General features: G+C 54.8%; 22 protein-coding genes. 6 read left to right on the top strand and 16 right to left on the bottom strand.

Going from position 1 to position 21,957, the window contains the following annotated elements:
* Window positions 1-104: 104 nt before the first annotated feature.
* The 9 genes from HALTADL_RS06470 to HALTADL_RS06430 form a co-directional block, all read right to left on the bottom strand.
* The gene (locus HALTADL_RS06470) at window positions 105-1,124 is read right to left on the bottom strand and encodes an ATP-binding response regulator (RefSeq protein ID WP_089673886.1); all 1,020 of its coding nucleotides are present in this window, start codon (window positions 1,122-1,124) and stop codon (window positions 105-107) included.
* A complete protein-coding gene (locus HALTADL_RS06465; RefSeq protein WP_089673885.1) occupies window positions 1,121-1,501 on the bottom strand; it encodes a PadR family transcriptional regulator in 381 nt (126 codons plus the stop codon). Before HALTADL_RS06465 ends, HALTADL_RS06470 begins: the two co-directional genes overlap by 4 nt.
* A gap of 336 nt (window positions 1,502-1,837) precedes the next feature.
* Complete coding sequence (locus HALTADL_RS06460) at window positions 1,838-2,305, bottom strand: hypothetical protein (protein WP_089673884.1); 468 nt, start codon at window positions 2,303-2,305, stop codon at window positions 1,838-1,840.
* Window positions 2,302-3,318, bottom strand: a complete 1,017-nt coding sequence (locus HALTADL_RS06455; protein WP_089673883.1) for a signal peptidase I — start codon at window positions 3,316-3,318, stop codon at window positions 2,302-2,304. Before HALTADL_RS06455 ends, HALTADL_RS06460 begins: the two co-directional genes overlap by 4 nt.
* Window positions 3,315-4,304: a hypothetical protein gene (locus tag HALTADL_RS06450; RefSeq protein WP_089673882.1), complete on the bottom strand. Its 990-nt coding sequence runs from the start codon at window positions 4,302-4,304 to the stop codon at window positions 3,315-3,317. The genes HALTADL_RS06455 and HALTADL_RS06450 overlap by 4 nt, the downstream gene beginning before the upstream one ends.
* Before the next feature lies 1 nt (window position 4,305).
* Complete coding sequence (locus HALTADL_RS06445) at window positions 4,306-5,064, bottom strand: hypothetical protein (protein ID WP_089673881.1); 759 nt, start codon at window positions 5,062-5,064, stop codon at window positions 4,306-4,308.
* A 278-nt stretch (window positions 5,065-5,342) separates the two neighbouring features.
* On the bottom strand, window positions 5,343-6,908 hold the full coding sequence (locus HALTADL_RS06440) for a vWA domain-containing protein (protein WP_089673880.1): 1,566 nt from the start codon (window positions 6,906-6,908) through the stop codon (window positions 5,343-5,345).
* A 148-nt stretch (window positions 6,909-7,056) separates the two neighbouring features.
* Window positions 7,057-8,775 (bottom strand): SipW-dependent-type signal peptide-containing protein, encoded by a 1,719-nt coding sequence (locus HALTADL_RS06435; protein ID WP_089673879.1) that lies wholly within the window; start codon window positions 8,773-8,775, stop codon window positions 7,057-7,059.
* A gap of 46 nt (window positions 8,776-8,821) precedes the next feature.
* Window positions 8,822-9,745 carry a SipW-dependent-type signal peptide-containing protein gene (locus HALTADL_RS06430; protein ID WP_089673878.1) on the bottom strand — a complete coding sequence of 308 codons (924 nt, stop codon included), beginning with the start codon at window positions 9,743-9,745 and terminating at the stop codon, window positions 8,822-8,824.
* A gap of 400 nt (window positions 9,746-10,145) precedes the next feature.
* On the opposite strand from HALTADL_RS06430, the gene HALTADL_RS06425 reads away from it, so the two are divergent.
* Window positions 10,146-10,673, top strand: coding sequence for a DUF7344 domain-containing protein (locus HALTADL_RS06425; protein ID WP_089673877.1), 528 nt, complete (start codon window positions 10,146-10,148; stop codon window positions 10,671-10,673).
* Window positions 10,674-10,772: 99 nt separating this feature from the next.
* On the opposite strand, the gene HALTADL_RS06420 is transcribed toward HALTADL_RS06425, so the two are convergent.
* Complete coding sequence (locus HALTADL_RS06420) at window positions 10,773-11,618, bottom strand: hypothetical protein (RefSeq protein ID WP_089673876.1); 846 nt, start codon at window positions 11,616-11,618, stop codon at window positions 10,773-10,775.
* A gap of 326 nt (window positions 11,619-11,944) precedes the next feature.
* On the opposite strand from HALTADL_RS06420, the gene HALTADL_RS06415 reads away from it, so the two are divergent.
* The gene (locus tag HALTADL_RS06415) at window positions 11,945-12,265 is read left to right on the top strand and encodes a DUF7344 domain-containing protein (RefSeq protein ID WP_143054201.1); all 321 of its coding nucleotides are present in this window, start codon (window positions 11,945-11,947) and stop codon (window positions 12,263-12,265) included.
* Between the two features lie 54 nt (window positions 12,266-12,319).
* The gene (locus HALTADL_RS06410) at window positions 12,320-13,657 is read left to right on the top strand and encodes an ISH6-like element ISHla10 family transposase (RefSeq protein WP_012659191.1); all 1,338 of its coding nucleotides are present in this window, start codon (window positions 12,320-12,322) and stop codon (window positions 13,655-13,657) included.
* Here HALTADL_RS06410 and HALTADL_RS06405 read toward each other — a convergent pair.
* Complete coding sequence (locus HALTADL_RS06405; RefSeq protein WP_100190876.1) at window positions 13,614-14,657, bottom strand: sensor histidine kinase; 1,044 nt, start codon at window positions 14,655-14,657, stop codon at window positions 13,614-13,616. The genes HALTADL_RS06410 and HALTADL_RS06405 overlap by 44 nt on opposite strands.
* Window positions 14,658-14,774: 117 nt before the next feature.
* On the opposite strand from HALTADL_RS06405, the gene HALTADL_RS06400 reads away from it, so the two are divergent.
* Window positions 14,775-16,112, top strand: coding sequence for an ISH6-like element ISHla10 family transposase (locus HALTADL_RS06400; RefSeq protein WP_012659191.1), 1,338 nt, complete (start codon window positions 14,775-14,777; stop codon window positions 16,110-16,112).
* On the opposite strand, the gene HALTADL_RS06395 is transcribed toward HALTADL_RS06400, so the two are convergent.
* The 4 genes from HALTADL_RS06395 to HALTADL_RS06380 form a co-directional block, all read right to left on the bottom strand.
* Window positions 16,083-17,279 (bottom strand): PAS domain-containing response regulator, encoded by a 1,197-nt coding sequence (locus tag HALTADL_RS06395; RefSeq protein ID WP_100190875.1) that lies wholly within the window; start codon window positions 17,277-17,279, stop codon window positions 16,083-16,085. The genes HALTADL_RS06400 and HALTADL_RS06395 overlap by 30 nt on opposite strands.
* 112 nt (window positions 17,280-17,391) lie before the next feature.
* Window positions 17,392-17,718 (bottom strand): hypothetical protein, encoded by a 327-nt coding sequence (locus HALTADL_RS06390; protein WP_218143675.1) that lies wholly within the window; start codon window positions 17,716-17,718, stop codon window positions 17,392-17,394.
* A gap of 756 nt (window positions 17,719-18,474) precedes the next feature.
* Window positions 18,475-19,749, bottom strand: coding sequence for an RNA-guided endonuclease InsQ/TnpB family protein (locus HALTADL_RS06385; protein ID WP_089672958.1), 1,275 nt, complete (start codon window positions 19,747-19,749; stop codon window positions 18,475-18,477).
* Window positions 19,750-19,801: 52 nt separating this feature from the next.
* Window positions 19,802-20,482 (bottom strand): IS6-like element ISHli8 family transposase, encoded by a 681-nt coding sequence (locus HALTADL_RS06380; protein WP_076611631.1) that lies wholly within the window; start codon window positions 20,480-20,482, stop codon window positions 19,802-19,804.
* Between the two features lie 112 nt (window positions 20,483-20,594).
* Here HALTADL_RS06380 and HALTADL_RS06375 point away from each other — a divergent pair, with 112 nt between their 5' ends.
* Window positions 20,595-20,870 carry a helix-turn-helix transcriptional regulator gene (locus HALTADL_RS06375; protein WP_089672984.1) on the top strand — a complete coding sequence of 92 codons (276 nt, stop codon included), beginning with the start codon at window positions 20,595-20,597 and terminating at the stop codon, window positions 20,868-20,870.
* Window positions 20,871-20,892: 22 nt separating this feature from the next.
* The gene (locus HALTADL_RS06370) at window positions 20,893-21,081 is read left to right on the top strand and encodes a hypothetical protein (protein WP_089672959.1); all 189 of its coding nucleotides are present in this window, start codon (window positions 20,893-20,895) and stop codon (window positions 21,079-21,081) included.
* Window positions 21,082-21,156: 75 nt separating this feature from the next.
* Here the strand turns inward: HALTADL_RS06370 and lrp are convergent, their stop codons facing one another.
* On the bottom strand, window positions 21,157-21,618 hold the full coding sequence (lrp, locus tag HALTADL_RS06365; protein ID WP_089672960.1) for an HTH-type transcriptional regulator Lrp: 462 nt from the start codon (window positions 21,616-21,618) through the stop codon (window positions 21,157-21,159).
* Window positions 21,619-21,957 lie beyond the last annotated feature (339 nt).

The following is a 21,957-nucleotide window of genomic DNA, read 5'->3' as shown; positions in this document are numbered from 1 at the left end:
AAAGAGTTCCTCTGGCGTTCGATAATTAAAAACACAGATAGTTGTGTGAAGTCGTTGAAAGACGCAATTTGAGATGAGGAACTTTGTTAGCCACGATCACGAACTCAGTCAACACCTGTGATTTCGAACCGTGCACCACCGGCCGTCCCTTCTGTAACACAGATACCCCAACCGTGTGCCTCAACGATTTGTTTGACAATCTGTAGTCCAAGTCCAGTCCCCTCAGCAGCAGTCGAATATCCACCAGTGAACACGTGATCACGGTTCTCGATCGGTATTCCTGGACCATCATCGGAGACATGGAACCCAGTGTCGATTGTGCCAACTGTTACCATCTTGCCACCGTGTTCGATCGCATTTCGAAAGAGGTTCTCGAAGAGCTGTTTGAGTCGATTTCTATCTGCCAAAATACTGCGATCGGTAGTAACATTGAGTGTTGCATTCGTTGTGTCGACGTTCTGCCAACAGTCAACACAGAGTTCAGCAATCGACAACTGGGTGATATTTGTCGACGAGGTCCCATCCCGAGCGAGTGTGAGGAGATCAGCAACTAACATCTTCATACGAGTGTGTGCACGCTCGATCACCCTGAGTCGGTCGCTATCACAGTCTTCCATAGCGAGTTCTAAACTACCCGACGCGATTGTCAGTGGGTTTCGAAGATCGTGTGCGACAACACTGGTGAACTCTTCCAAGCGTTCATTGTGACGCCGAACTGTTTTCAGCCGAACACGCAACTGTTCGATCTCTATGTGTCGTATCAGGTTTGCTGCCGCGACAGACTGGTCCGTCTTGGTCTGTTGTCTACGGTATACTGTCGCACCCATCGAACTCGCCTCACTGGCGAGGGGTTCAGTTCCGTTTCGAGTACACAGGATGAATGGAAGGTCCTCGTCTCCCCGTCGAATGGATCGAAGCAGTTCGATCCCAGCCAGCCGGGACAGATCACAGTCGAAAACGAGACAGTCAGTGTTCCCCCGAGCAACGATACGCCGTGTTCTGTCGACGCTCGGTGTGGTCTGGAGATCGATGTTCGTCTCCTCGCGTTCGAGAACTGTCGTCAGTAGCTGCGTCCACTCTCGATCACCGCCAACGTAGAGAACGTTGATCGGCTGGTTGGTCATAGAAATCGACTGATTTTCGACAGGAACCCGTTTTCAACAGGGATGCCTGTTCGAGTGGACATCGCTACCGTGGCGAAAGCGAGGACCTGCGGGAGGGTAATATACCGGTTTTCCCATCTGCGGCGCTGCGAGAGCAGCGCTTTGCCACGGTCCGTGATCTCGTAATAGTTGGTCCGTTGATCGAGACTCCCTTTTGTAACGAGGGAGTATTCGACGAGCTTGTCGAGGTTTGGGTAGATTCGACCGTGGTTGACACCATCGATGTGGGTTTCCATCTCACGTCGGACAGTTTGGCCAGAGGGTCGTCCGGAGCCTGCGATTACGTACAGGAGGTCCCGCTGAAAGCCGGTCAGTTCGAATGACTGTATGTATCCCATTCTGTTCCCAAGACACAGTCATACCTATTAGTTAAGTTATGAATATCCAGTTATCCAAGATCGTTTCGGGGAGCGTAACACCGAATCTACGATGCTAATCACATCTTAGAACCCAAAATATCCCTGATTTAAGCACCACTGTTGATTGTCTCAATATGTCTAACTGGGTTTTGATGCTCTAGTTGGCTGTACTCAGATCGCTCTCCTTGTCCGGAGTCCGCTCATCGCTACGTTCCGAACTCCCATCGGTCGTGTCGGTCTCTGAATCGGAATCGGAACCGCTCTCTGGGATGTCGTTGCTCCCGGTATCGCTGTCCGACTCGGGGTCGACCGGTCCTACAATAGTCTCAACCGGCTGTGAGTCGGTGTCGTCGGCTCCTCGGTGGCAGTCTCAGTTCCTGTTTCAGTAGCGGGTTCTTCGACCGCATCCGGTTCGGCAGTGCCATTGTTCATAGCGTCAGTATCAGCCATCTCATCACTGACGGTTTTATCGCTCCTGTTTGGCTCGCTAGCGGTTTCGTTGGTACTGATTGTATCAGAGAGCGTTTCATTGCTCACTGTTTCGTTGTCACCGGGACTGACCATTGTCTCGTTGCCAGCGACCAGCGTACTGTTAGACAGTGAACCAGTCGTACTGTTGGGTATCGAACCGGTCGGTTCGATCATGGAGAATGCCTCGACAGTCGAGAACTGTCCGTCGACGGTCGACGAATCGGAGAACAGCCCCACGGTGTAGACGCCGCCTCCGGCAGCCGAGACAAAGACCACGAGAGCGACGATCACAGCCACCCCTCGAAGACTCATTCGTCTCCCCTCCCGTCGGCTGCTGCGGGTGGTGTGTCGGCCACTTGGTCGACGCCACCGTCAGCGGTGGGCTGTTCGGGAGCGGTATCTGACAGCTCTAGGTCGGCATCCGACAGCTCTGGGTCGCTCTCCGACTCAACGGTTACGGACTCCGGCAGTGAGACCTCCGGTCGCAGTCGAGGCCAAACAAGGAGCATCGAAACTGCAAGCAGTGAAATCCCACTACCGACAACCATAGCGATAGCGACCGCTGTCAGTCCCGTCTGTGTTGCTCCAATGTAGGCGACGTACCCGCTGTAGATCGCCAGCACGAGGAGTGGACCGAATGCGCCTTCGAGCGTCCTAGACGTGATGACGAATCCAGACATATCCTCGGTCGACTTCTCGGCTGCCGTGGCAGTCTCTCCAGGAGCCACCGCTGAGTCCGATTCGTCAGCCGCCGCTGTAGCCGGTTCCGCAACGGCCGCTGTAGCAAGTTCGCCAGCAGCCGCTGGGGTCGACGCAGACGTAGTTGCGGACGACCGACCGTCGTAGAGCGTCCATAGCTCCGAGACGATGAGCAACCCAATCGGAACAACGACGAGTGCCAGAAACCCGTAGGGGGTATTGGTGAACTGGATCACGTACCCAATGAAGGGAATTGAGAATATCACTGTCCCGAGGACGTTGCTGGCCACCACGACCGAGGCGTCAGGATCGCTGTTGGCGTCTCCCTTCGTCTCGAAGGCGAGTTCGCCGTCGCTCGCAGTGACTGCAGTCACCCGATGTGTTACCGGAACCTCGTTGGTTCCACGGGTGAACGTGATCACGTCACCCGCTGCAATCGTTGCTGTGTCACGGTCGTCGACGATGACCACGTCTCCGGGAGCGATTGCGGGCGTCATGCTGGCGGTCAGAACGACGAAACTGTAGTCAGCGCCGACGACCGCTGGCACCGAGTAGATGACAAACGGGACGACGATGGCGATCAACAGCAGTCCGGCGACGATGTTGGCTACTTTTTTGAGATTCATTGTGAACTCACCTCACACAGCGTGTGTCCGCCGGCATCGACCGCCGATAGGACGGTCAGTGTGTACGTGCCGTCGGTTATCACGAGCCCCGGACCAAACGGCTGTGAACAGCTGATGTGGAACGTGTCGACACGCTGTCCGTCGACGACGAACTCGATATCAGGACCACCTCGTATATCCGGAGGGTCGTGGAAGGTCGCGCCGAACAGGTCACCAGCCTCAAGGGATTGACTTGTCAGAACTTCTCCGTTCCCGGACCCATTACCGGCACCGTTGCCGGCTCGGATCAGCTCGACGAGATCGGTTGGACCATTGTACTCGAAGGTCGCACTGGCGACACGGTCATCTTGACACGGCTGACAGGTTTCAGCTTCGTCACATGGGGGCGTGGTGGCGAAGGGATTGATAACGTCGACCGTTTCTGCATCTTCCGGCGTGTGTCGACATTGCTCGGCGACGAGATCGAAACGGAGTGCGGTCCCCGATCCGGCGACCGAATCAGCCGTCTCTCCGGGAAGCTCCCAGTCGAGATGGAGTTCAATAGGCTCTCCTGGAATGGTGCAGTCCGTATCGAGTCTGATTCCGGTCCGTAACGCCCGCCGAACGGACGAAAGGCTCCCCGATGCGAGCGTTTCATCGTCGCGGCCGAGTCGAACCCGCAATGCATCGCCGAGCCGATCAGGAACCGCCGGACAGTCGGTCCGAAGCCACAGCCGCGCCGGGTTGGTTCCCACTGTTATATCGAGCGTTTCACGCCCGCTCTCGCCACGGTCGATTCCGTCGACCGCAAAGGAGACCGTATTATCAACTACCGAACACAGCGAGCAGTCGACGTTGATCGAGACCGTTCCGGACTGGATCTGTCCGCCGGTGTCGACTCTCCGTGTCAGAAACGCATACGTACCGCCTCCGCTGACAGCGCCGGTAGCGCCGATCCCACAGATCCCGGCCAAGATCTTCCGGCGGGTGAGCTCCGGAGCCGCCATCTCAGGGGCCCTCCGCGAAGGGGTTCGTCCCGGTGTCGATCCCATCTGCGGCGACTGCAGCGAACTGCAGATCGAAGCCGACGGCCGTGTTCTGGAGTTCGTTTCCGGCAGTCTCCGGCAGCGTCCATGCGAGAGCGACACATACTCGCTGGCCGGCCTCGAGAACACCGTTGTCAAAGGCTCCGGGATTGATCTCGACACCGTCGACGAGTGCACCCGGATCGGCAAGCGTTGCACCCGAGTCGGTAATTGGATCGAACGACGGTCCAGCTTCGGCTCCCTGACAGCCACCGACACCGAAGATCCCGGTGTCGTACCAGGCTTCGATTCCGACTGCCTCGCTGAGTGGCCCACTGTCCGTGCTGACGAGTCTCGCCCACACCCGGAGCGGCTCCGAGTCGGCGAACAGGCCGATGCTGAGCGTGCCGCTGTCTCCCGGCAGGAGATTGTCGACGTCGACTGCTGGGTCGTCAGCGAGAACAGTCGCGACGTCGTCAATGTAGCTATCGGTCGCGTTGGCGTCCCACTCGGTGTCGTCGAGCGGCGAGCCGGAGAGCACCGCTCCGTTGTAGGTGCTGTACCAGCCGACGATAAGGCGTGGGCCATCGGTGTCGGCAATTGTGTAGTTCGGATACTGGTCGGGTGGCGTGGCCGTCGACGCGCCACGGAGCCGGAGAAAACCGTATGCGCCGACGCCAGCGACACCGACGCTCGTCAGTAGATGGCGGCGGGTTGGATCTGGGAATCGTCGATCTTTCATTGTCATGGTCCGCACCCGAACGCTGCTGACCCGAAACCGCAGACTGCGGTCGGCGTGGTTCGGTTGGTATCGGTTCCATCGGCAGCCGGTGGTATATCCATGGATTACCTACCGGGGCCCGTAGGGTGTGCCAACCGCCGGTTTGGTGGGCTACCGCACGGTTTCGAGCTACTTTAGGTACATACGAGATCGCGTCGAACGCCCTCAGGGAGGATATCAGGAATGACGAGATGCGGTCTCGGTATCGTCGGAGTGATTCCTGTTTACCACGGCTTCGATCAGTCGTCAGCCACCGCGAACGGGTTCGTCTCGCCGTCGTTGTGGCGGCACTGTTCGGCGGCAAAGCCAACTGCGAACGCCACCGAATCCGACTGGACCTCGTTGCCCACCTCGAAGGGGAGTTCCCACTCGAAGCCGAAACAGCGAGTCACGGAGTTGGTAAAGCAGACGCGGTTTTCGTCGTCGAGGTTCGCGTCCAGGGGAATGCCTGCGGACAGTTCGGTCAGTACATCACGCAGTGACCCTTCGGCGATGACTGCTTCGCCGGTGAGAATGACCGAGGAGATTTGTGCGTAGATCGCATCGAGGTCCGCGCCGGTCGGCGTATCGTAGTAGAGTGTGGTACCGTTGTCCGTACTCGCCATTGTGATGAGCGTGTTCTGGGCAGTACTGCCACTGCTGACATCGAGCCCGATCGTAAACACGGTGATGCCCGCATTTTTCGCGTCCGCTGCTGCATCGATTGCATTCTGGACGTCATCATTCCCAGGGCGTGCAGACTCGTTGGGCTGGCCATCGCCGAGCAGAATGATGACTTGGTCGACACCGCGGTCGTTTGCGGTGAGCTCGTTCGCCGCGAGGTCGACACCGGCGTCCATCATCGTCCGACCGCCAGCGGTGATGCCTGCCGAGCCGGGCTGGAGATCGTCGGCGACCAACGAGTGATCGAGCGTGAGTCCCTGGACGAGCGAACCGGAGCTATCGAACGTGACCAGTCCGATTCGGTCATTTGGTCCGAGATTGTCGACGAAGTTCAACGCGGCCGCCTTGGCGTCCTCCATCTTGCTTCCCGAACCGCTTCCCATCGAGCCGGAGGTGTCAATCGAGAGCATCACGTCGACGCCGCCACTGTCTTCGCCGCTCCCGTCTGCCTGATGAATGTTGTCACAGTTGTCGTCGTACCACACCTTCGCCTGAATCGCGTCGGCGAGTTGGCCCTCCCCAGCAGGGTCGTCAGTCGGAAGCCCGAGCTCATCGAGTGCGGCCATCTCCGGGTCGTTGTACCCGTTTTGGTCGTTGGCGGTCAGCGCGCCGCTGATCCACATGTAGCCGGGGTTGTCGTAAAGGTGCGTGCTGAACGTAACTTCCCCGTAGTCGCCGGGTTTGACGTCGTCGAGACGGATGAGCGCCTCGTCGAGATCGCCCGCGTCGACCAGATCCTCTCGTCGGAACCCCTCTCCCTCCCCTGTTTCGGGGTTGAAGATGCTGTTTGCGCCGCGGACCCAGCCGTCCGCAGTAGGGTAGCGATCAAGACTCGGAACCTGGTCGAGGAGGTAGACGCCGGTGTCCTCGTCGGTCGGCTCCATATCCTCGTCGACGAACGTCGCATTCGGGTAGTTGTTCTGTATCTCCGCGAGCCGGCCGCGCCCGCCGCGGTAGGTCATCCGGTAATCCATCTTCAAGTCGAGCTCGCCCGCGGTGATCGTGTTGTTCTCGAAGCTCTCGGTGTCGCTGAAAAAGGCGGTCGTGCCGAGTCCGGCACCGGCCGAGGCGACACCGATTGCGCCGATTCCACCGAGGATGTGTCGACGGGAGAGACCGATTGGTGTGTTGTCGTCTGTCATGATTTGGGTCCCCAAGAGGGGAATACCCACTGACGGAATCGAACCGCCATCCACGGGCGAGGCCCGTGTCACAGCATCTCAACGATGTCGAGAGACCGTGCTCCAAGTGGGTGGAGACGAAGGGAGCAGGTGAGCGCTGGCAACCAGTTCAGTCGGCGGCCTCCACGAACGGATTGTGCGAGCCGTCGTTGTGGCGGCACTGTTCGGCGTAGAAATCGAGCGAGAACACTGCCGAATCACCCTGGATTTCGTTGCCGACCTCGAAAGGGAGATGCCACTCTAAGGCGATACAGCGCGTATCGGAGTTGGGATAACACTGTCGACCATCGCGGTTCCGGTCGGCATCGAGCGGGTAGCCCTCGGCAATCCCGTCGACTTGGTAGCCCTCGACCGAGCCATCGGTGATCCCTGCGGGCTGTGTGAGTAGATCGTACAGCGAGCCCTCGAAGATCGTCTCTTCGCCCCCCGCAGTAAAGCCGATCTCCTCGGCGACGCTCGTAACCGGCTCCGTGTTTGGATCTGTCGGGCCGTTGATCGCGGCGTCGATATTTGAACCGGAGACGAGCATGAACGCGTGGTTCCCCGGAAGCGTGCTGATCTCTCCCAGCGTCTGTGCGTCGTCGGCGCTGGTTCCGAACCCGATGATGAGGAACTGGTCGACCTCGCCACCGTTGCTTCGAAGATTGGCGCTCGCTGACGCCAGGAAGTCACTCGTGTCGACGTTGATCCCGTTCGTGATCAGAACCATAATCCGATCTTCGTCCTCTGGACACCCTCCGAGCACCGAAGCCCCCGCTTCGATTGCGTTCGGGAGATCCGTCCCACCGATGATTTCGTCCTGGTAGTTGATCGTCTGGAGCCCTGTCGAATCGGTGTAGGATCCACCATCGGTACCAACGATGTCGGCCGCGGTACTCGTCGGCGTGAGAACCGTATCGGCGACGGTCGTCCAGTTGGTGAGTCCGACACTGAACAAGCCGGTATCGCCATCGGCTGGCTCTGTGCCGTCTTTGGTGTCGAGTCGACCGACGTAGGTTTCGAGTGCCTCGATCAGCAGTTCGTCTTTTAGTTCGGTAAACGAGCCCGGAGCCTGGCTCCCCATCGAATCCGTGTTGTCGACGACGAACTGGATACAGGACGGCGAGCCGCCGTCGAAGAAGTTGTCACAGTCGTCGTCATACCAGAGCGTGGCTTCGATCTCTTTGGCGAACTGGGCCTCGGCCTCTGCCAACGCGACCAGATCCGCGTCAGTGAACGAGTCGCCCAGTTCCGCGCTGTACCGGTCGACGAGCGCCGCCCGTTTCGGCTCGTTCAGCTCGCCGATGGTGTTTTCGAAGCCGCTTGCGTTCAGCCAGAGGTACGCCGGGTTGTCGAAGACGTGTTTGCTGATCGTGATCTCGCCTCTGTCACCGGGTTTGACATCGTCGAGATTGATCACCGGACCCACGAATGGGGTGTTCCCGCTTCCAGTCGTCTCCTCGAAGCTGGCGAACTGACCGCGGTAGGCCTGTTCGATCTCCTCGTCGTCAGCGTCGACTGGGAGTCCGACCAGTGTCGGGTCCTCGGCCAGTTGGAAGCGTGTGTAGATCGGGTCCTGGCGGTTGTCACCGTCCAGATCGGGGTAGGCGTTGATCGGCTCCCAGGTCGTGTGGTCTTCTGGGTCTTGCCCCGAAATACCGGTGTAGTAGCTCTGTTGCCAGTCCATCCGGAGTTCGACTCCACCAGCAGTGATCGTGTTGTTCTCGAAGCTCTCGGTGTCGCTGAAAAAGGCGGTTGTGCCGAGTCCGGCACCGGCCGAGGCGACGCCGATTGCGCCGAGACCACCGAGTACACTGCGACGAGAGAGCGGTATGTTGTTGTTTGTCATTTGAATATGGGTTCGAAAGAGGGTGTTCGGTAGTCAGGCGGCCAGCTCAGGCAGTCTGGTTGGTCAGCCCATCACCATCGGTCCCGCTGTCTGCGGTCCCGTTGTGTGTGAACGGGTCGTCGTTGTGGCGGCACTGCTCGGCGGCGAACGCGAGATCACCGCTGAACGAAGCGCCCTGGACCAGATTTCCGGGGGAGTCTGCTGCGTCGAGTGGGCCGAAGGTGTGGCCGTCGACGTCGACTTCCGATCCGATATCCGCATGCGAGGGCAGGTAGAGGTAGACACAGACCTCGACCCCATCTTCGTCGGGCGAGAGTTCGCCACCCTCGACAGCTGACTCACATGGGAGATGGCAGTATTCGACGAATGGCTCTTCAGTTTCTGGGTCGACATCCGCGACGGCGTGAATGAGGCCCCCCTCGTTCCACTCCTCGACGAGTTCCGCAAGCGTGCCGGTGAAGACGATATCCGTGTCGTCGCCAGCGCGCTGGTCGTCGATGGTGACGACCGCAAGCATGTACTCCCCGAGCGTGCCCGAGGCGTCGGTGTGGGTGACACCGTTGTCGTTGCCGGTCAGTTCCTCGCTGTCGAGGGTGATCTGGACGTAGCCGGGGTTATGGTTCACACAGATATCCCAGCAGTATTTGTAGCTGTCACCGGGCTTTGCGTCGGTGATGTCGAGGAAGCCATCCAGGACTTCGACGGAGTCGTCCACGGACTGTGCTTCGGCAAGCATCGTCTCGAAGTTCTGTTCATCGGGGCCGATTCCATCTTGATCGACGAAATGTGTCGACTGGGTGACCGCCAGCTCGAACTGGCCGGCGGTGATCGTGTTGTTCTCGAAGCTTTCGTTGTCGCTGAAGAAGGCCGTTGTCCCGATACCTGCACCTGCGCTTGCGACGCCGACTGCACCGATTCCACCGAGTACTTTTCGCCGCGAGAGGCCGATTTGCGTGTTGTCGTTTGTCATTGGTTTGCTCCCGAACTGGTCGACCGATATCGATGGACGGTTCGTCCGAGTTCGGTTGCTACACCCCTGAACAGCGACCCACGTAGTTACGATTCCACACCCGGGTTTCGAACAGCACCATAGTGCCGCAGCTATCCGTTTAAACCCCGTATTTGAGTGGCGTAACCCAGCGCATCCGGATCGTTGAGGACTCCTACTGCCAGTCGACAGGGTGTCAAATCAATCATTACGGACGAACTCACCGGTGGTATGCATTCCAAACTGTTCCGGTATGTACTAGTATCCGATCCAGTATGTGCTGGCGTCCGATCCAATATGTACTGGTATCTGATCCGGTATGTGCTACGATCCATTCCGGTATGTCGCTCGAAATCATGATGATCTTGCTCAATAGAGATGTATGCTCAGAAATCGATCGCTCCCGGAGTCGGTCGTGTACGATATTCTTGCTAACTCCCGTCGACGGGAAACGATCCGCCACCTGACCGACACCGCTGGGGGGCGAACGGTGTCGCTTCGGAAGCTCTCGGAGGCGATTGCGACCGATGAAACGGGACAGTCGCCACCGCCGCGACCGTGTCGGGAGAGCGTCTACAACTCCTTGCATCAGACACACCTCCCGAAGCTCGCCGAACTCGGGATCGTCGAATACAACCTGGAAGCACGGACGGTCAGTGTCCGGAACTCCGCGCGTGAGGTCGACCAGTACCTAGCGCTGCTGTCGCCCTCCGGGCTCACATGGGGAGAGTATTACCGGACGCTCGGCATCGTCTCACTACTTGCGGTCGTCACGTCGCTCGCAGAGATCCCTCTTGTCGACAGTGTCGACCCGCTACTGTGGGCCAGCGGTTTTCTGGTCGCCTTCGCACTGTCGGTCACCTATCAGTTGTGGTCGGTGCGGTGGTATCTCCGACAACGGTTTTTATAATAGATTGTCAGTCCGAGTCGACTTTGCTCTGTTTATAAATCAAACGGATACGACGCTGACTGCTTGGCGTCGATTTTGTTTTCCAACTGTTCTCTCCGATTACTGCGGCAGTGTGTCGGGGTCGATATCCATCTCGAACAGCCTCGCATCACAGTGGTCACAGGTTGCAGCGACGACATCGTAGCTCCAACAGCACGACTCGACAGCCTCGTGGGACAACGAAACCGTCCCGTCGCAGGCCGGACACCGCTCGATAAAGAGCCGAAGCGCACCGAGAATATCCGACTGGACGACGAGCCGACGGCGGCTCCAGTCGGGGTCCCAGTCGACCAACTCCCGTGCGGCGGCGGCATCAGCGATACAGGCCTCCCGTGAGGGCCACGTCGCGAGATGCAGTCCCTCGGCAGTCACGCGGAACCGCTGGGCCTCGTGTTCGAACGCGAGCGAATCAGGGTCGGCACCCGAGAGCTTCCCCAGACTCTCGCGGGCGAGTTCCTCGTCGCCCCAATGGAGTCGGATCGATTCGCGCCACTCTTCGAGGAACACCGGCGCGAGCGTGTAGTCGGCAGCGCTCGGATCGTCGACGACGACTCCTATCTCGACGAGCAGTTCGGTGGGGTCGGTCCCATCCAACAGCGGTTGTCGACTGTTGGATTTGAACCAGCCCCGGAGTTGGGTCGGCAGATATCGCTTGGTGAGCGCTGGTGTTCCCGGAACCAGATAGCCACGGAGGTAGATTACTGCGAGACAGACTACCACCACGAGGATCCCAACTAGGACGCCGTATGAGCCGACGACTGCCTCGATGGTCCCGCCAATGAGAACAGCGAGCCCAACACTGATGAGACTGTTCAGAATCGTGCATGGGAGACATCGATTGTCGCCAGTGTATTCTGGCTGCTTGATGGTCGTAATCAACCGAGGCAACCGTGGTTCGGGATGCATACCTCGTCGACCGACTGGCAAGACCGTAGTTGGCACCCCCCTACCGACTGGCAAATCGTTGGTTTGTGCTGTGGTCTCGGAGCGATCTCTGCACAGTACCCACAGAGTGGCTATCATGTCAACATAGTGGTTTCAAATGAAAACCACACGACCGTGTCGGTGTTAGGAACACCTTATTGGCTTCGTTAATTTAGTTACTGACATACATAGTTATTATCCAGACAATCTATAATACCTATATGCCCCCACAATCGAGGTTGGAAAGCCAAAACTACCCTCACAGTCTGAACGAAACAACAGATGAGATTGCGCTTTCGAAAGACAATATGTTCAAAATGCTCTCGAATCGGCGGCGGCGACTTGCCGTACAGTTCCTTCGAGATCAACCGAGTGCAGACGGTAGCCTCCAGATTCGAGAACTCTCTGAACTCATCGCCGCCGCAGAAAACGACATACCGGTCGAAGAAGTGACGTACAAACAGCGGAAACGCGTCCACATCTCACTGTATCAGACACATCTCTCGGCGTTGCATACCAATGGAATTGTCGACTACGACTCGCGGAGTGGTGATGTGAAACTGCTCCCGACATCCCGAGAGTTCAGCCAATATATCGGTCGTGTCGCAAAGTCCTCTAGAGTTCAGTAGTAACTGACTCCCGTGAAGGCGGGGTTGCCTCTGGTGTCCAAACCGAGGTACCCCATGCACGCCACAATCGACGTGCGGTTCGAACTGAGTATCGACGACGACAAAACGCTACCGCTCGCCACGCTTGCCGAGGCCGTCACTGACCAGAACCTCGAAGCAGTCCTTCTCGAATCGCTGGTCGAGAGCCTCGACGCCGCCAGCGTCGAGGCGCTCTGTGGTGAGAAACACGCACATGGCAACGGTGACCAGCGCTTCCAACGCGCCGGCACCGACACCCGCACAGCTGTCACAACTGCCGGAGAACACGAGTTCTCTCTCCACTACGTCGAAGATACAGCCGCTTCCCCAGACGAATCCAGCTACTTCCGGCCCGTCGAAGACGTTCTCGACTTCGACGGGCAGAACCGCTATCAGCAGGACATCGCCGCCAAAAGCGTCGATCTCGCTACCTCGCTCAGCTATCGAGACGCTGCCAATCACGGCGACAGCTTCGTCTCGATGCCGTCGCCGACCACCATCAACCGCCGTGCCAAGAAATACGGCCACAAGCTCAAACAGTTCCTTCCAGACTGTGTCGCTGGCACAGACGCTGACGCCGTCATTCCTGACGGGACAAAGTGCCACAGCCAAGACGACGACCGCTCGTCCCACTCCGTCCAAGCAACGCTCGGCGAAGACACCGCCGAAGAGTCACGCTCCCTGCTGGATCTGTCGGTCAACGCTGACTGGGACGAAACTGCCGCCGAACTCGATGATATCGGCGCAGTCACTGACGACGCGACGGTCGTCAGTGACGCTGATAGCGGCATCGTCACAGCCTTTACCGACGAAAACCGTGACCACCAGCTCGATCTCGTCCACGTCGGCCGAACGCTGGGTTACACCCTCTGGGACGATGGCGTCTTCTCCTTGGACCGTCGGAAGGAGATCGTTTCGGAGGTGATCGACGAGGTGTTCCATCTGAAGAACTCTGTGGCGAAGCATCGTCCAGCGGAGGAGTTCGCGGCGATCCGCTCGCGGATCGCGCGAACGAGAGAGCGATTAGAGAAGACAGCGTGGCAACTGGAGCAGTTCGGGTCAGCAAAGGCTGCAGGGTATCTTCGGCGGTGGCTGCCGTCGATTGTGACGTTCGCCGAGCACGCTGTCGAGGGGTTCGAGGTTCCGTGGACCTCGAACCCCGTCGAACGACTGATGGGCGAGGTCAGCAAGCGGTGCAAGAACCAGTGGATGCGCTGGACAGCAGAGGGATTGGAAGCGATACTCCAACTTCGGTTGGTGAAGTACGCCGACCCCGAGTACTACCAAGCGTTCCTCGACGAACTGCTCCAACGTTCGACCAAAACAGCCATCAACTGTGACCTCTCAATTGAGAGTACCAGCGGCAAAGTCTAGACCGCTTTGCAACACGACCAATTTCTTTGACGATGTTTAAACCAAATCCAGTTCCGCTATCTGAGGTTGAATGACCGAATTTGAACACTTGATCACGTTCATCAACGGGTATTCCCGGCCCATCATCAGAGACGTAGAACCCATCTTCTAAGGCGCCAACTGTCACAGTCTCTCCACCGTGTTCGACAGCATTTGCAAAAAGGTTCTCAAAGAGTTGCTTGAGCCGATTCTTGTCAGCGAAAACTATACTATTAGTAGTAACATTGAGAGTAGCTGTCGATGTTTCCACATTCTGCCAACAACCCTCAGAGAGTTCAGTAAGTGATACAGGGGTGATGTCTGCTGTATTAGCACCCTCCTGGGCGAGTGTGAGGAGATTATCAACCAAGGCCTCCATTCGGTCGTGTGCACGCTTTACCTTATTGAGATACTCGCTATCATTGTTTTCAATAGCGAGTTGCAAATTACCTGCAGCGACTGTCAGTGGATTTTGGATATCATGCGAAACAACACTGGTAAACTCCTCTAAGCGCTCATTTTGACGCGTGAGTTCTCTTTCGCGAGCCTGCAATTGTTGTGTTTGTGAAACCTGCTCAAGTGCTGTGTTGATGTTCCCTGCTAGTATTTCACCAAGTACTATATCTTGATCATCAAATTGTTCTGACTCTGTTGAACCACCGATTAAGATACCATAATCACCGATTGGGAGATATATTTCACTCCGAATTAACGTATCTGGATTATATCTATCAGGATCTGTATGGACATTATCAAGTGCAAGTGCATCTCCTTTGTTGTAGACACGCCATGCGATACTATTATCACCTGTGAGTACCGGGGGCTCACCGATGAGATCAGTTAGACCATCAGTGGTTGCCATCGGTACAAGTCCTGATTTATTCTCATCATAAAGATGGATCCCATTTAATTGAAGTCCAAGAATATCACGAGCTGCTTTGGTACCAATCTCACAGACTTTATTATGCGTTTTTGCAGCCATGAGGTCCTGACTCGTCTTATTTAATGCTTTGGTCGTGTCGCAAAGTCCTCTAGAGTTCAGTAGTAACTGACTCCCGTGAAGGCGGGGTTGCCTCTGGTGTCCAAACCGAGGTACCCCATGCACGCCACAATCGACGTGCGGTTCGAACTGAGTATCGACGACGACAAAACGCTACCGCTCGCCACGCTTGCCGAGGCCGTCACTGACCAGAACCTCGAAGCAGTCCTTCTCGAATCGCTGGTCGAGAGCCTCGACGCCGCCAGCGTCGAGGCGCTCTGTGGTGAGAAACACGCACATGGCAACGGTGACCAGCGCTTCCAACGCGCCGGCACCGACACCCGCACAGCTGTCACAACTGCCGGAGAACACGAGTTCTCTCTCCACTACGTCGAAGATACAGCCGCTTCCCCAGACGAATCCAGCTACTTCCGGCCCGTCGAAGACGTTCTCGACTTCGACGGGCAGAACCGCTATCAGCAGGACATCGCCGCCAAAAGCGTCGATCTCGCTACCTCGCTCAGCTATCGAGACGCTGCCAATCACGGCGACAGCTTCGTCTCGATGCCGTCGCCGACCACCATCAACCGCCGTGCCAAGAAATACGGCCACAAGCTCAAACAGTTCCTTCCAGACTGTGTCGCTGGCACAGACGCTGACGCCGTCATTCCTGACGGGACAAAGTGCCACAGCCAAGACGACGACCGCTCGTCCCACTCCGTCCAAGCAACGCTCGGCGAAGACACCGCCGAAGAGTCACGCTCCCTGCTGGATCTGTCGGTCAACGCTGACTGGGACGAAACTGCCGCCGAACTCGATGATATCGGCGCAGTCACTGACGACGCGACGGTCGTCAGTGACGCTGATAGCGGCATCGTCACAGCCTTTACCGACGAAAACCGTGACCACCAGCTCGATCTCGTCCACGTCGGCCGAACGCTGGGTTACACCCTCTGGGACGATGGCGTCTTCTCCTTGGACCGTCGGAAGGAGATCGTTTCGGAGGTGATCGACGAGGTGTTCCATCTGAAGAACTCTGTGGCGAAGCATCGTCCAGCGGAGGAGTTCGCGGCGATCCGCTCGCGGATCGCGCGAACGAGAGAGCGATTAGAGAAGACAGCGTGGCAACTGGAGCAGTTCGGGTCAGCAAAGGCTGCAGGGTATCTTCGGCGGTGGCTGCCGTCGATTGTGACGTTCGCCGAGCACGCTGTCGAGGGGTTCGAGGTTCCGTGGACCTCGAACCCCGTCGAACGACTGATGGGCGAGGTCAGCAAGCGGTGCAAGAACCAGTGGATGCGCTGGACAGCAGAGGGATTGGAAGCGATACTCCAACTTCGGTTGGTGAAGTACGCCGACCCCGAGTACTACCAAGCGTTCCTCGACGAACTGCTCCAACGTTCGACCAAAACAGCCATCAACTGTGACCTCTCAATTGAGAGTACCAGCGGCAAAGTCTAGACCGCTTTGCAACACGACCAATGCTTTAAGTTGGCGCTCATGATTTGTTCGATCTGTAGCGTCATAATAGACCCAGAGATGGCCATCTCCACCAGCAAATTCAATCGGTTGGTAACTCCGTTCAAAGGTCTGCCCATTTGTTCGAACAATCTCATCTTCTTCGATTGGTTCACCCTCACTCGCTACTGTGTTAATTTGTTCAACAAATTCGGTAGAATCGACTACTAATTCACTAACTTTGCTTGCGAACTGTTCGCAGTCTTTTCCAATGGCTTCACTCGGTGAACCAGATACCTCGAAAAACTCATATAGTTGTTGATTGACTGCCATTACATCGCGGTTGTCATCTTCGGCAAGCACACCAACTGGTAGGGCATCAAAGAGTGTCGAAAGCAAAACATTCGTTTGCTTGAGCTCTTTTTTATTCTCTTCTTGTTCGGTGATATTTCGAACAGTACATACAACACCGTCAGCATTAGTCCTCGCAAGGACCTGATCTTCAACAAAGGTACTTTGATCGGCCCGAAGGCCAGTTGTAACCCCATGCCAGTATCCCGACTCGTTTAGAATAGGCAAAATCTCTTCGTAAGTATAGGGAATTTCATCAGCAGGAGAAAGAAACTCCCAGTGTTCGCCAAGAATCTCGTTAGGTTGGTATCCATAGAGATCAGCATAGGCTTGGTTAACATATACAAAATACCCATCTTCATCGAGAATACTGATTCCCTCACGGGCAGTTTCAATGGCCTCAAGGTGGCGATCACGTTCGTTTTGAGCCCACACACTTTCGACTGCGTTTCTAATTCGATTTGCTAAAAGTGCATACTGAGAAGTTGCAGTCTTTTTTTGAATATAGTCTGTGACACCCATCGAGATCGCTTCGCTAGCGACTTCCTCACTTCCTTTTCCAGTAAATAAAATAAATGGAAGGTTCTTATCTTGCTTTCTAACGGATCGAAGGAATTCTACCCCTGTTTTATTGGACATGTCATAGTCAGAGATGATACAATCGATGTTCCCTTCAGAAACAATACTTAGCCCTTCGTCAATGCTCGCTGCTGTCTGCAATTCGATTTGTGTATCTTTTCGTTCGAGATAATTTCCTACTAAATTCGTTAGATCTAGATCATCATCGACGTGTAGGACTTGTATTGATCTTTTGTTCATAGATGCCAAATTGTATTCGCCACTTACACATCCTAGGTATATGTATCTACTTGATGAGTGAGGTTATCATATTCACCCTAAAGCGAGGAACTCTTTTTGACCCAGTGATTATTTATAACAAAACCACATATAGATTCCAAACTGTAATACCCCCACCAACAACGATTAGAGCGAGCGGAACAGCAACACGCGTTGGCTTCCAGAGAAAATGCCAAACCACTATAAAAAATAAAAAGGAAGATATTTTGACGATAAAAAGACCACTAACTCCATAGAGGTCCATTAAAGGTCCAACAAGAGGGCCGATCTCGTCGGCCCCCTTGGTAGAGAATCCCCAGAGTGTTGTTGATGTATCGCCAACTCCATAGAGCAATACAGCCATAAGCCACAATATGTGCTCATTGTCGACAAGCTGCCATAATCCACCTTGATCACTCACAATCGATCTCTCACAAAATTGTGTCTACTCATAGGGCAACTCATCAACAAGTACTAATATGTGGTATAAAAATATATCGGAGTGTCATATGAGGATTACAGGTAAAAACGCTAGCACGCTAATTAGAACAAAAATTAAAAGAAAATCAATTGTGGGTGAGATAAAAACTGGATAATCTTCTGATTGCTGGGTTGCCAAACCAGCATCATCAGCTCCTTTTTGCACCATATTGATTCTGGCCAGAGAGACAATATCAACATTGGGTAGTAATTATCATTTTTAATACTTCACACTGCTAGATTGAAACTCCATCTGTGAATTTTCCTACTCTATCGGCGCTCTGCGCGTTGGTTCTTGAGGATGTCGCCATAACCTGCCAGATTTTGGCTAATATCTAGAAGTCTTGGACTTCTAGTGACGGGACACCGATGGAACAGGGTTCTATCGAGGTCTCGAAAGATCTCACTTTTTGATTATACACAACGCCAGTAACCCCAAGAATAGTAAATCTAACTATCGGATGGTGATTGAGAGCTACGATGATTGACTGAGAATGTGTCGACCGGCTAGCGTTGAACATCCAACCGAAAAACATAATTGTTTGACTGATTATTGTATTCATGCCGGTCAGAGGCTTTCAATCCCCATCACGACTACACGAAGCTCGCCGATAGTAGTACACTTCTGTATCAGAGACTTGACATCCTCCCCGCGCTAAAGCGCGAGGATTCCCGACCGCCGTTGGGATATTGTGGTTTACGACGTAGCCTGATCTTGAGGTGCGAACGCACCAGTTTCCTTGTCAAACAAGAACGTCGATGGCTGTGCCAACCAGCCGTTACTCCTATCCTCTGAACGAGGACTCGGAGATACTTTCTGTCGAATGTTCTCAGCACCGTTCACATCCGCGTTCGCCACCGTCCCGCACTCATCGCACACGTACAACCCACGCTCAACACGGTTCTTCTTGCGTTTGCGACCACAACACGAACACGACTTCGACGTATCACGCTCGGACACTTGCTCAACCGTGATACCTTCCATCTCGGCTTTGTATTCAAGCATTGAGGTGAAGCGGTCGAACGCCCACGAATGTAAGTCAAGATTCCCGTGTGTACCCCAGTTCTTCGAATCCCCATTCTCCTCGTCTTCACGGATATCAGAGAGGTTGCCGACCACAATCGTCCCAACACCCTCATCAACACACCGCTCAACGAAGTGTTTGGAAAGAGTGTGGAAGTAGTGAGTGCGGCGAGCCGATTTCTTCTGGTTCAATCGCGTGGATTTCACGGAGTCCGAATCATCACAGCAAGCAATCCGCTTGCTGAAGTAGTAGTCATCCTGCTTCAGACAGTTGAGCGGGTACAGTTCGCTGTGACCGTCTTCGTAGGCAAGGGCGGCGAAGTTTTTGATACCGAGGTCTACACCAACGGTTTTCTCACCGGGCGATTCAACAACCTCGATTTCAACCTTGCACACGAAGTGCAGTTCCCACTTGTCACCCGTCCAGACGGCTCGAACTTGTTGGACACTCTCTACGGTGGAGAGGTCAAAGTCGGGGCGAGTCTGGTATTCGCAGAGGATGAAGTCCGACCAATACACCTTGAGGTTCGATCCTTTGCTGAGTCGAACCCGGTTGTACTTGGTGTCGAGTTTGAATCCAGCGGCTTTGAACGTGACCGTGCTTCGCGGGTGTTCGTCGTTGTGTTTGCGGTACTTCGGTGGGTTTGCTCTCGCATCTTCGTTGCGTCGTTTTCCGTACCAGCCGTTGAATGCTTCAGCGAGTTCTTGAAGGACTCGCTGACTTGACTGAGAATGCAGGTCATCGTAGCGTTCGTGCGACTTGAGGTACGAGGTGAGTTCGTTGTGACCGGGGATATGACCTATCTCAGACCATACGCGGTCACAAACCCACCGTCCGACGTTCCAGAGTTTCGAGGCTGAGAACCCAAGCGAATCAAGGTCGTCCTGTACCCGTGACTGGTTCTGAATAGAAGCAGTGTAGGTGCGTGTGACGACCTGTTTCGCCATACGTAACCTATGTAGTCAAATTTATTTGAAGGTATGGACTCGAGGGCACTGTCTAGTTAACGACCACCTCAGCTGGCGTTCGATCATCTAGCGATTGATGCGGTCGCTGGCGGTTATAATAATGTGCAAACTGTGAACACCAGCGACGAACGCTCGACCGACTGCCCACCCACGAATTATGGAAGCGGTCGATCCTCATTTTGAGCGTCTGAAACCATTTTTCGATCAGGTTTCGGTCTGTATAATCACGCCGACCGCTGAGTCCTAATCGAGCAAGGGCAGTCTGATAGCCGAAACCATCGACGAGAAACACGGCCTCGGAGAGGTCGTGTTTCTCGGAGAGTCCATGCAGAAACGCAGCAGTTGGATCGGTCCCGTGAGTGCCGAACAGATCGACACCCAAAATCAACTTGGTGTCGAGGTCTATTGCAGCATACAACCAAGACCACTCGCCATTGATTTTGACAGCGGTTTCGTCTACAGCGACCCGCTTCGGCTGCGCCTCAGGCGGGTCGGGAACGCTGTCAGCTACTCGATGTACCCACTGAAAGATTGCTTGATGAGACCGTTGAACGCCAAATAGTCGGAGAATTGCTTGTGTTTCTCTGAGTGAACAACCGGTCGCGTGGAGTCGGACAGCGAACGCCCTGACGGGCGTCGCCGTCCGCTCTCGCTCCCAACATTCAAGATTTGCCGTATCCAACGTCTCTCTGAGCAGTTCTGGCGACAGCATAGACAACTCAAACCACGAACTGCTCACTTCTCAAACTGGCTTAACTAGACAGTACCGTTTGACCGATAAATTTATTTAATTTATATAATAAATGCAAGCTAGGATCTTACAGATGTACGACCTAACAGGATTCCAACGTGACTTGCTGTATGTTATCGCTGGTCTTGACGAGCCACACGGCTTAGGGATCGAAGAGGAGCTCCAAGACTACTACGAAAAAGAGGTCCACCATGGCCGGCTGTATCCAAACCTCGATACACTCGTTGAGAAAGGACTCGTCGAGAAAGGTCAACTCGACCGCCGGACCAACTCTTATACAATCACTCGACGTGGACGCCGCGAGATCGAGGCTCGTTCGGACTGGAAAGAGCAGTACGTAGCACCATAACTACGTCCAGTTCGGATTCTCTATGGCGATGAGTGATATCCACATCGACGGGTGCCGCCAATACGTTGATCAGGCAGGTTTGGTGGTGTGTACTCCTCTTTTTTCGCTCGTATTGTTGCTGTATCTCACCTCGGTGTGCAACGCCGAACAGTTCGTCGGCCTGTTCGTCGGTTACGTTGAGAACCTCACCGGGGGAATTGCCACCATCTGAGAATGTGTTAACGATTTCTGATTCAGTCGACCCTATTTGAGGTCGCGAAACGGGAGCTAGTGATGACTGAATAATTTATTCGTCGTCGACATTGAGTTCGGATTGTTCGTTCTCGCAGACTGACTTGAGTACGACGCTGGTGTTGGATTCCCGTATGTCAACGTCAGATAGCAGCTCTTTGATCTGAGCGTTCATTCCGTTTGTATCTTCGAACTTACCAATCGCAATAATGTCATAATCACCGGTGACTTCATAGACAGTGATTATCTGTACCTGGTCGCGAAGCCTGTCGACAATTTCTGCAAGCGCGGCTCCTTCGACCTTCAGCTGCATGATTGCGGTAACGTCGTAGCCCAGTTCGCCGTAGTTAATGACCGGTGTATAGCCTTCAATAACACCTTCTGCTTCGAGATCGTTGATGTGATTTGAGACGGTGGTCACTGATACATCAAGCCCCTCTCCAAGGCTTCGAAGGCTGGCCCGACCGTCATCGAGTAGTGCGTTGATTAACTGACTGTCTAAATTATCGTACGACATGCTGATATAATCTCGATTAAGAGCACTATAATTTAACGAACATTTTGTGATACATGAGTTCAGCTGTCTGGAAAGAAATCAGCCTTTTAGACATCTAGTTGCTCATCTTCAAATCGGGATTGCTGATATGACTTAACCAACACAGGCCGTACAACCACACACTCTGTTGGTTTATATTATATGTTCCAGGTCTGCTAGCCGGTAGAGACATCTTTTCGCGGTTGTTTAGTTTTCAGCAATTAGTTGCTTGTATTTAACGAGATAGTTCTAAGAGACGGATTTTTACACTGATTTACCCTTAATCTGCCGCGAATACCGGCGAGAAAACGTCTACCTCGT

It is taken from the genome of Halohasta litchfieldiae (genome assembly GCF_002788215.1).
Taxonomy (GTDB): domain Archaea; phylum Halobacteriota; class Halobacteria; order Halobacteriales; family Haloferacaceae; genus Halohasta; species Halohasta litchfieldiae.
The sequence above is the reverse complement of the archived record's forward strand: the minus strand, read 5'-3'. Positions and strand labels throughout refer to the sequence as shown.

Coding starts and splice junctions, on each gene's coding strand:
- HALTADL_RS06470 (WP_089673886.1), bottom strand. CDS start 1,124: ATGACCAACCAGCCGATCAACGTTCTCTACGTTGGCGGTGATCGAGAG.
- HALTADL_RS06465 (WP_089673885.1), bottom strand. CDS start 1,501: ATGGGATACATACAGTCATTCGAACTGACCGGCTTTCAGCGGGACCTC.
- HALTADL_RS06460 (WP_089673884.1), bottom strand. CDS start 2,305: ATGAGTCTTCGAGGGGTGGCTGTGATCGTCGCTCTCGTGGTCTTTGTC.
- HALTADL_RS06455 (WP_089673883.1), bottom strand. CDS start 3,318: ATGAATCTCAAAAAAGTAGCCAACATCGTCGCCGGACTGCTGTTGATC.
- HALTADL_RS06450 (WP_089673882.1), bottom strand. CDS start 4,304: ATGGCGGCTCCGGAGCTCACCCGCCGGAAGATCTTGGCCGGGATCTGT.
- HALTADL_RS06445 (WP_089673881.1), bottom strand. CDS start 5,064: ATGAAAGATCGACGATTCCCAGATCCAACCCGCCGCCATCTACTGACG.
- HALTADL_RS06440 (WP_089673880.1), bottom strand. CDS start 6,908: ATGACAGACGACAACACACCAATCGGTCTCTCCCGTCGACACATCCTC.
- HALTADL_RS06435 (WP_089673879.1), bottom strand. CDS start 8,775: ATGACAAACAACAACATACCGCTCTCTCGTCGCAGTGTACTCGGTGGT.
- HALTADL_RS06430 (WP_089673878.1), bottom strand. CDS start 9,745: ATGACAAACGACAACACGCAAATCGGCCTCTCGCGGCGAAAAGTACTC.
- HALTADL_RS06425 (WP_089673877.1), top strand. CDS start 10,146: ATGCTCAGAAATCGATCGCTCCCGGAGTCGGTCGTGTACGATATTCTT.
- HALTADL_RS06420 (WP_089673876.1), bottom strand. CDS start 11,618: ATGCATCCCGAACCACGGTTGCCTCGGTTGATTACGACCATCAAGCAG.
- HALTADL_RS06415 (WP_143054201.1), top strand. CDS start 11,945: ATGTTCAAAATGCTCTCGAATCGGCGGCGGCGACTTGCCGTACAGTTC.
- HALTADL_RS06410 (WP_012659191.1), top strand. CDS start 12,320: ATGCACGCCACAATCGACGTGCGGTTCGAACTGAGTATCGACGACGAC.
- HALTADL_RS06405 (WP_100190876.1), bottom strand. CDS start 14,657: ATGGCTGCAAAAACGCATAATAAAGTCTGTGAGATTGGTACCAAAGCA.
- HALTADL_RS06400 (WP_012659191.1), top strand. CDS start 14,775: ATGCACGCCACAATCGACGTGCGGTTCGAACTGAGTATCGACGACGAC.
- HALTADL_RS06395 (WP_100190875.1), bottom strand. CDS start 17,279: ATGAACAAAAGATCAATACAAGTCCTACACGTCGATGATGATCTAGAT.
- HALTADL_RS06385 (WP_089672958.1), bottom strand. CDS start 19,749: ATGGCGAAACAGGTCGTCACACGCACCTACACTGCTTCTATTCAGAAC.
- HALTADL_RS06380 (WP_076611631.1), bottom strand. CDS start 20,482: ATGCTGTCGCCAGAACTGCTCAGAGAGACGTTGGATACGGCAAATCTT.
- HALTADL_RS06375 (WP_089672984.1), top strand. CDS start 20,595: ATGTACGACCTAACAGGATTCCAACGTGACTTGCTGTATGTTATCGCT.
- HALTADL_RS06370 (WP_089672959.1), top strand. CDS start 20,893: ATGGCGATGAGTGATATCCACATCGACGGGTGCCGCCAATACGTTGAT.
- lrp (WP_089672960.1), bottom strand. CDS start 21,618: ATGTCGTACGATAATTTAGACAGTCAGTTAATCAACGCACTACTCGAT.